General features: G+C 71.7%; 1 protein-coding gene. It reads left to right on the forward strand.

Annotated elements, in window-relative coordinates:
• Positions 1-7384: non-ribosomal peptide synthetase/type I polyketide synthase (locus FL311_RS39015; RefSeq protein ID WP_141332725.1), on the forward strand; the 7384-nt coding region annotated here is incomplete at both ends.

The following is a 7384-nucleotide window of genomic DNA, read 5'->3' on the forward strand; positions in this document are numbered from 1 at the left end:
CCGCACCCGAACGTCTCACCCCCTTCCAGCAGCGCGTCGCCACCGACTTCCGTGAGTTGCTCCGCGTCGAGCACGTCGGCCTGCACGATGACTTCTTCGCGCTGGGCGGACACTCGCTGCTCGCCACCCAGCTCGTCTCGCGCCTGCGCACCACGTTCGGTGTCGAGCTGCCCGTGCATGCCCTGTTCGACGCGCCCACCGTGGCCCGAGTCACCGAGCTCGTCGAGGAAGGGATGCTGTTCCGCGACGCACCGTCACAGGTGCCCCCGCTGCGGCCCATCCCGCGAGACGGAGAGCTGCCGCTGTCGTTCGCGCAGCAGCGCCTGTGGTTGCTCGACCAGGTGCAGCCCGGAGGCACGCAGTACAACATCTCCGGCGCCATCCGGCTGGAGGGCGCGTTGAACCCGGAGGCGCTGCGACAGGCGCTCGACCTGCTCGTGTCCCGCCACGAGCCTCTCCGCGCGACCTTCGGACTGAAGGACGGTCAGCCCGTCCAGACGCTCCATCCTCACAGGCCCTGGTCGCTGCCGCTCACGGACCTGTCGGACGTCGCGCCGCCGGAGCGCGAGGCCGCCGCGCGCAAGTACGCCGCCGAGGAGGCCAGTCAGCCCTTCGACCTGTCCACGGGCCCGCTCCTGCGCACCGCGCTGCTCAAGCTGGACGATGAGCTGCACGTCCTGGTGCTGGTCATGCACCACATCGTCTCGGACGGTTGGTCCCTGGCGGTGATGGTGCGCGAGGTGGCGCTGGCCTACGAGGCCTTCGCCGAGCGGAAGGCCCCTGCCCTCTCCCCGCTGCCCGTGCAGTACGTCGACTTCGCGGCGTGGCAGCGCCAGTGGCTCCAGGGCGACACGCTGGCCAAGGAGGTCGACTGGTGGAAGCAGCGGCTCGCCGGGGCGCCCCTCGTCCTCGACCTGCCCACGGACCTGCCGCGTCCCGCGATGCGCACACCTCAAGGCGCGTCGCATCCCATCCAGCTCCCGCGTGAGCTGGTGGACCGCGTGGTCGCGCTCGGTCGACAGGCCGGGGCCACCCCGTTCATGACGCTGCTCGCGGCCTGGCAGACGCTGCTCTCCCGCTACAGCCGCCAGGAGGACCTGCTCGTCGGCTCGCCCATCGCGGGGCGTCGTCATGGCGAGCTGGAGGGACTCGTTGGCTTCTTCGTCAACACGCTGGTGCTGCGCGCCCGCGTGCGCCCCGAGGAGTCTTTCCGGACGCTGCTCGCCCAGGTGCGCGAGACGACGCTCGCGGCCTACGAGCACCAGGACCTGCCCTTCGAGCGCCTCGTCGAGGAGGTCCAGCCCCAGCGCGACCTGGGCCGCAGCCCGGTGGTCCAGGTGGTGTTCGCGCTCCAGAACACGCCCACGCCGACGATGCGCGTGCCGGGTCTCACCCTGCGTCAGCTCGACGTGGACAACGGCACGGCGCGCTTCGACCTGGGCCTCGTCCTGGTCGAGGAGGCCGATGGCCTGCGCGGTGTCATCGAGTACAGCACCGAGCTGTTCACCGCGCCCACCGTGGCGCGCCTCGCTCGCCACCTGCGCAACCTGCTCGAAGCGCTGGTCGCTGCTCCGGACCGGCCGCTCTGGACCCTGGACCTGCTGTCCGCCGACGAGCGCCACCAGCTGGTCACCGCGTGGAACGACACCACGCGCCCCTACCCCGCGGACACCACCTTCGCGGAGGGCTTCTCCCGACAGGCGAGCCAGCGTCCCCAGGCCATCGCCCTGGAGTCGGGCGACCAGCGGATGACCTACGGCGCGCTGGAGGCCCGGGCCAATCAGCTCGCGCACCAGCTCCGCTCGAAGGGCGTGGGGCCCGATGTGCTCGTGGCCGTGTGTCTGGAGCGCGGCTTCGACGTCGTGGTCTCCATCCTCGCCGTCATGAAGGCCGGAGGTGCCTACGTCCCGCTCGACGCGGCGTACCCGGTGCAACGGCTCGCCTTCATGGTGGAGGACGCGCGGCCCTCGCTGCTGCTCACCTCGCGGGTGCTGGGCGACGAGCTGACCCTGCCGGACGCGGGGCCCGAGCGCCTGCTCGTCGAGGACCTGAAGCTGGAGTCGTGGCCGTCCACGCCGCCGGTGTCCCACGCGGGCCCTCGCAACCTGGCCTACGTCATCTTCACCTCCGGCAGCACGGGGCGCCCCAAGGGCGTGGCCATCGAGAACCGGGGCCTGATGCGCCTGTGCTACTCGGAGCCCTACGCCCGCTTCGGCGCGAAGGAGACCAGCATCCTGCTGGCGCCCATCTCGTTCGACGGCTCCGTGCTCGAGGTCTGCCCGTCACTGCTCCACGGTGGCCGTGTGGTCCTCTTCCCGGCCGACGCGGTGCCGAGTGACCTGGACCGCCTGGGCGAGGTCATGGCGCGGCACGAGGTCTCCTTCTCGCACCTGCCCTCCGGCCTCTTCGCGCAGCTCGTGGAGCACCGCCCGGACATCCTGGCCCGGCTGGGACAGCTCCACGTCGGAGGCGAGGTGCTCTCCGTGCCTCACGCGCATCGGGCGCTGGCCTCGCTGCGCGTGCCCATCATCAACGCGTACGGGCCCACGGAGTGCTCGGTCATCGCGACCAATTACGCGCTGACGGGGCCCATGCCGTCGGGTCTCTCGTTCCCCATCGGCACGCCCATCGCCAACACCACGGCCTACGTCCTGGATGCCCGCATGCAGCTGGCGCCGGTGGGCGTCCCGGGCGAGCTGTACCTGGGAGGCGTGGGGCTCGCGCGCGGCTACGTGTCTCGCCCGGAGCTCACGGCCGAGCGCTTCGTCCCGCATCCGTTCAGCACCCAGCCCGGTGAGCGCCTCTACCGCACGGGCGACGTGGCGCGCTGGCGGCCCGAGGGCGTGCTGGAGTTCATCGGTCGCACCGACCACCAGGTGAAGATTCGCGGGTTCCGCATCGAGCTGTCCGAGGTGGAGGCCGCGCTGGCCGCCCAGCCCGCGGTGCACGAGTCCGTGGCCGTCGTCCGTGAGGACGTTCCGGGAGATCGTCGGCTCGTGGCCTACGTGTCGCCGCGAGAGGGTCAGTCGCTGGACACGACGGACCTGCGCGCGGGCCTGCGTCAGCGGCTGCCCGAGTACATGGTGCCGTCCATCATCGTCACCCTGCCCTCGCTGCCGCTGAGCACCACGGGCAAGGTGGACCGCAAGGCGCTGCCCAAGCCGGACGCCGCCTCCACGGGACGTCAGGGGCGCTTCGTCGAGCCGGCCAATCCGCTGGAGGAGCGCATCTCCGCCGTCTGGGCGCGAGAGCTGGGCACCGAGCGCGTCGGCGTGCATGACCACCTGTTCGAGGAGCTGGGTGGCACGTCGCTCTCCGTGGTGCGCATCGCGGCGCGCTTGCGTGAAGAGCTGGGCCAGTCGGTTCCCGTCGTGTGGCTGTTCGAGCACCCCACCGTCCAGGGGCTGGCACGAGCCCTGGAGAAGCAGCGCGCGGAGGTGGCCGCGGCGACCGCGCCCCAGTCGGTGCCGGCGCCGGAGAGGCCGGTGTCACGACCGTCGACGACGGGGGCCGTGGCCATCATCGGCATGGCGGGTCGGTTCCCTGGCGCGGGCTCGGTGGACGCGTTCTGGCGCAACCTGCGCGAGGGCGTCGAGTCCATCTCCCGGTTCAAGCCCGAGGAGCTGGAGCGCATGCCTGGCCTGCCCGAGGGCATCGAGCTGAGCCAGCACCCGGCGTTCGTCCCGGCGGGCGGTGTGTTGGAGGGCGCGGACCGGTTCGACCACGCGTTCTTCGACATGTCCCTGCGCGAGGCGCAGTGGCTGGACCCGCAGCAGCGCGTGTTCCTGCAGTCCGCGTGGACGGCGCTGGAGGACGCGGGCATCGACCCCGAGCGCTTCCCGGGCGCCATCTCCCTGTACGCGGGGGCCATCGACTCCGGCTACACGGAGGCGGTGCGGGCCACGGTGCCGTTGGACGGCGCCGCGCTGTTCGAGCTCTACGGCACCGCGACGCACGAGAGCCTGGCGACGAAGACGTCCTTCAAGCTGGGGCTCACGGGTGAGAGCGTCCTCATCCACACCGCGTGTTCCACGGGCCTCGTCGCCGTGCACCTGGCCTGCCAGAACCTGCTGGCGGGCATGTCCGACGTGGCGATGGCCGGCGCGACGCGCCTGTCGGTGCCGCAGCGCACCGGCTACGTGTACCAGGAAGGGATGATCCTCTCGCCGGACGGGCACTGCCGCTCGTTCGACGCGGCGGCGCAGGGCACCGTCTCCGGCAACGGCGTGGCCTGCATCGTCCTCAAGCGACTGGAGGACGCGGAGCGGGATGGGGACTCCATCCACGCGGTGATTCGCGCGACGGCGACCAACAACGACGGGCGCGACAAGTCGGGCTTCACCGCGCCCAGCGTGCAGGGCCAGACGGCCGTCATCCGGCAGGCGCTCGCGCGCTCGGGCGTGAAGCCGGAGGAGATCGGCTACGTGGAGGCGCACGGCACGGCGACTCCGCTGGGCGACCCCATCGAGGTGACGGCGCTCCAGCGCGCCTACGGCCTGGGGCCCGAGCACAAGGGCACCATCGCCCTGGCTTCGCTCAAGTCCAACGTCGGCCACCTGGACACGGTGGCGGGCCTCGCGGGCCTCATCAAGGTGGCGCTGTCGCTGCGGCACGGAGAGGTCCCGCCGAGCCTGCACTTCGAGCGCCCCAACCCCCAGATTGATTTCGACGCCACCCCGTTCTTCGTCAACACCACCCTTCGGCCGTGGCCGAGGAGCGAGTCGCCGCGGCGTGCCGCGGTCAGCTCCTTCGGCATTGGTGGCACCAACGCCCACGCCGTGCTCGAGGAAGCTCCGATGTCTCCGAGTGGCTCCAGCTCACGCAAGCATCACCTGTTCGTCCTGTCGGCGCGCACGCCCGAGGCGCTGGACGCGGCCTCGAAGAACCTGGCCTCCCATGCGGAGGCCCAGGGTGACGCGCTGGCCGTGGCCGATGCGGCCTTCACGCTCGCCGTGGGCCGCAAGGGCTTCGAGCACCGGCGCGTCGTCGTGGCCCGCGACGCGGCCGAGCTGACCCGTCAGCTCCTCAAGCCCTTCACGCCCACGAAGCTCAAGGACCTGGAGGCCGCGCGCCGTCGCCGCGTGGCCTTCATCTTCCCGGGTCAGGGTACGCAGCAGCTCGGCATGGGGCGCGAGCTGCTCGACACGGAGCCGACGTTCCGCCGGCATCTGGAGTCGTGCCTGGCGCTGCTGGACGGGGAGCTGCGGGAGCGCGTGCGCACGCTCCTGACGTCGGGTCCTGGGCAGGAGTCGCGGCATGCGTCGCTGCTCGCGGACACGCGGGTGGCGTTGCCGGCGCTGTTCTCTGTCGAAGTGTCCCTCGCGTGGATGTGGATGGACTGGGGCCTGAAGCCGTATGCCGTCCTGGGGCACAGCTTCGGTGAGTACGCCGCGGCCTGCGTGGCGGGGGCGCTGTCGCTGGAGGACGCGCTGAAGCTCGCGGTGGCGCGGGGTGAGCTGATGCACCGCATGCCCCCGGGGGCGATGCTCGCGGTGGCGATGCCGGAGTCGCAGGTTCAGCCGCTCTTGTCCGGGAGGCTGTCGCTGGCCGCCGTCAATGCGGCGGACCGCTGCGTCATCGCGGGTCCGGTGGCGGAGGTGGAGGCGCTCCAGGAGACGTTGAAGGCGCGGGACGTGGGCGTGGTGCGGATGCCCGCGCCGCACGCGTTCCACTCGGCGGACGTGGAGCCGCTGATGCCGGAGCTGTCGCGCGTGGTGGCGTCGCTGACGCGCTCGGAGCCGACGCTGCGCTACGCGTCCAGCGTGACGGGCACGTGGGCGAAGCGCGGTGCACTGGCCGAGCCTCAGTACTGGGCGGACCAGATGCGTCAGCCCGTGTACTTCTCGGATGCGGTGGGGGCGCTGCTCGAGGATGGGTGCAGCGTGCTGCTGGAGGTGGGCCCCGGTCAGGACCTGACGCCGCTGGTGCGCGCGTCGCTGGGCCAGGACAAGGACCGCGTGAAGGCGCTGGCGACGCTGCGTCGGAGCGCCTCCACGACGGAGGACGCGAGCCTGCTGGCGTCCGTGGGTGAGCTGTGGACGCAGGGCGTGGAGGTGGACTGGTCCGCCTTCTTCGCGCACGAGCAGAGGCGCCGGCTGCATTTGCCCACGTATCCGTTCCAGGAGAAGCGCGTCTGGGTGGATGCGAAGCCGGGCGCGCAGGCCGTGCCCGCGATGGTGGCCCAGCAGCCCGTGCAGCTCCGTGCCGCCTCGGGGGCGCCGATCCCCGTCGCGGAGACGCAGGCCGTGACGACCCTGTCGTCCGGGATGGAGCCGCAACGTCCTACGTCGCCGAGCCTCGTACCATCGGCTGCCGCGTCGCCAGGCTTCGCGTCGCCTGCTGCGTCGACGGGTTTCGGGCCGCCTGCGCCGACGGATCTCGGGTCGCCAGCGTCTACGGGCTTCGCGCCGCCTGTCGCGACCGGCGTCACGCCGCCTGCTGCGGCGACGGGTTTCGGATCGCCTGCGTCGACGGGCATCGCGCCGCAGTTGCCTCCGGTGGTTGCGCCAGCGATGACGTCGCTGCGCGCGGTTCCGGTGGCCCCCGCTGAGCCTCCCCCTTCGATTCAGGAGCCCGAGCCCGTCGCCCCGGTGCGTGAAGACGCGCCTCGGGGGCCCATCGAGGAGCGGCTCGCGGGTCTGTGGCGCGAGCGCCTGGGCCTGGAGTTCGTCGGCCGTGAGGACGACTTCCTGGAGATCGGCGGCAACTCGCTGATGGCGGCGCAGCTGCTCAACCAGGTCCGTGAAGCCTTCGGCGTCCAGCTCCCCCTGGCCGCGTTGTTCGAGGCCCCCACGGTGGCGGGCATCGCCCAGCGCATCGAGCCGCTGTTGCGACAGGCCCCCTCCGCGGCGCCGACACGCGAACTCCCGCTGGTTCCGCTGCCCCGCACGGGCGAGCTGCCGCTCTCCTACGTCCAGGAGCGCGTGTGGCGCCTGGAGCAGCACCTGCCCGGCCTGTCCGCGTACAACATCCCCTTCGTGCTGCGGCTTGAGGGAGACCTGGACCCGGCCACGCTGGAGCGCGCCGTCCAGGAGATCGTCCGTCGGCACGAGGCCCTGCGCACCACGTACGACGTGGTGGATGGCCGTCCCGTGCAGCGCTTCCACGAGAATGTGCGCATCCCCCTGCCCATCGTCGACGTCGCCGGGGACACGCCCGCCCGTCGCGAGGACGAGGCGATGCGGCTGGCCCGCGAGGAGGCGATGCTGCCGTTCGACCTGGTGACGGGCCCCGTCATCCGGACCGTCCTGCTGCGCCTGGAGACGAAGCACCACCTGCTCCTGGGCAGCATCCACCACGTCGTCTGCGACACGCTGTCCACCGCGCTCTTCATCAACGAGCTGATGCAGCTCTACGGCGCCTTCAAGCAGGGCCGCCCGTCGCC

The sequence above is a fragment of the Myxococcus sp. AB025B genome (assembly GCF_006518215.1).
Lineage (GTDB): Bacteria > Myxococcota > Myxococcia > Myxococcales > Myxococcaceae > Myxococcus > Myxococcus fulvus.